Source organism: Aeromicrobium sp. (assembly GCF_036675695.1).
Lineage (GTDB): Bacteria > Actinomycetota > Actinomycetes > Propionibacteriales > Nocardioidaceae > Aeromicrobium.
Genome location: NZ_JAKFEL010000059.1, coordinates 1 through 2,003 on the forward strand (window position 1 = coordinate 1; position 2,003 = coordinate 2,003).

Consider the following 2,003-nt stretch of genomic DNA (forward strand, 5'->3'; position numbering starts at 1 on the left):
GCTGCAATCCCGCCCCGACCGCCACTGTTCACCATGCGTTCAGATCGGCCGGGGACTTGCGTTACCGACGCTCCCTAACTTCTCAGTTGTCCAGTACGAATCGGGGGGCCCCGAGAAGACAACAGCCCCTCACCTCTGAGAGGCAAGTTCCTTGAACTTCAAGACCATTCGAAGCGCCGCCATCCCCGGCGTTGCTGCCCTCGCCCTGCTGATGAGCGCCTGTGGCGCCTCCAACGAGGGTGGCGACGACGCTGCGTCCAGCGACCTGAGCGGCAACCTGAAGGGCGGCGGCGCGACGTCGCAGGAGAAGGCCCAGGAGGCGTGGAAGACCGCGTTCCAGGGCAAGAACAGCGGCCTGACCATCGACTACTCGCTGCTCGGCTCGACGGACGGCCGCGGCCAGTTCATCGGCAAGGCGTTGTCTTTCGCCGGCACTGACTCCTACATCAAGGACGACGAGCTCGCCAAGGCCAAGGAGCGTTGTGGCGGCAACATCATCGAGGTCCCGGCCTACATCTCCTCGATCGCCGTTGCCTACAACCTGCCCGGCGTCGACGACCTGAAGCTCGACTCCGCGACGATCGCCAAGATCTTCGCGGGCAAGATCACCAAGTGGAACGACGCCGCGATCGCCGCGACGAACGAGGGTGTCGAGCTGCCTGACACCAAGATCACCGCCGTCCACCGCGCGGACGACTCGGGCACCACCAAGAACTTCACCGACTACCTCGCCAAGACCGCGGAGAAGGACTGGCCCCACGAGGCCGAGGACGCGTTCCCGGTTTCCGGTGGTCTCTCCGCCGAGGGCACCTCGGGTGTCGTCAAGCAGATCGCCGACATCGAAGGCGCCATCGGTTACGCCGACGAGAGCCAGACCGCTGACCTCCAGAAGGTCCTGGTCAAGGTCGGCGAGGAGTTCGTCGCCCCGTCGCCCGAGGGTGCCGCCAAGACCGTCTCGGTCTCCCCGGTCGTCGAGGGACGCGACGACACCGACATCGCTGTCGACGTCGACCGCAACACCACCGAGGCCGGCGCCTACCCGGTGATCCTCCTGTCGTACCTCCTCGCTTGCGAGACGTACGACGACGCTGCCGAGGCCGCCAACGTCAAGGGCTACCTCGAGTTCATCGTGTCCGACGAGGGCCAGGCCGCTTCGTCCGACTTCGCGGGTTCCGCGAAGCTCGCGCCGGAGACCGCCACCAAGGCGCAGGAGATCGTGGCGGGCATCTCCGCCAAGTGATCCACTTGAGGGGTGAGGACGGCGATCCCGTCCTCACCCCTCAACCCGTGGGCCAGCCCGCGATCCCAGACCCCCCAACCCTGAGGTGAATCCAGTGACAGCCCCCACCGCCGAGATCGAGGAGCAGCCCAACGACTGGGCGAGCGTCCGCGGTGGCGTCGGCGACCGCATCTTCTCCGGCCTGGCCCTCAGCGCCGGCCTGGCGATCATGGCCGCGCTGGCCGGAGTCTTCATCTTCCTGGCCGTCAAGGGCGCCTCGGGCTTCACCAAGTCCGGTGACGTCTACGGTCCGCACGCCGAGAGCTTCCTCGGGTACGTCTTCCCGCTGCTCGTCGGCACCTTCGCCGCCTCGATCATCGCGCTGATCATCGCCGTCCCCCTCGCCTTCGGGATCGCGCTGGTCATCAGCCACTACGCGCCGCGCTGGATCTCCACGCCGGTCGCCTACGTGATCGACCTCCTGGCCGCCGTACCGTCGGTCGTCTACGGCCTCTGGGGCGCGTTCTACCTCGCCAAGAAGCTCGTGCCGATGCACGACTGGCTGCACGAGCACCTCGGATTCATTCCGCTCTTCGGCGAGCCGAGCACGGCCGGTCGCACCGTGCTGACCGCCGGCATCGTGCTGGCCATCATGATCCTCCCGATCATCACCGCGATCTCGCGCGAGGTCTTCTCGCGCACCCCCCGCCTGCACGAGGAGGCCGCGCTGGCCCTCGGTGCCACGCGCTGGGAGATGATCCGGATGACGGTCTTCCCGTACTCC

General features: G+C 67.0%; 2 protein-coding genes. Both read left to right on the plus strand.

The features are described 5' to 3' along the window. The first annotated feature begins 151 nt into the window (after positions 1-151). The gene (gene pstS / locus V6M39_RS04045) at positions 152-1,240 is read left to right on the plus strand and encodes a phosphate ABC transporter substrate-binding protein PstS (protein ID WP_332642400.1); all 1,089 of its coding nucleotides are present in this window, start codon (positions 152-154) and stop codon (positions 1,238-1,240) included. 94 nt (positions 1,241-1,334) lie between these two features. Beyond that, the coding region (locus tag V6M39_RS04050) for a PstC family ABC transporter permease (RefSeq protein WP_332642402.1) at positions 1,335-2,003 on the plus strand (669 nt) is incomplete at its 3' end.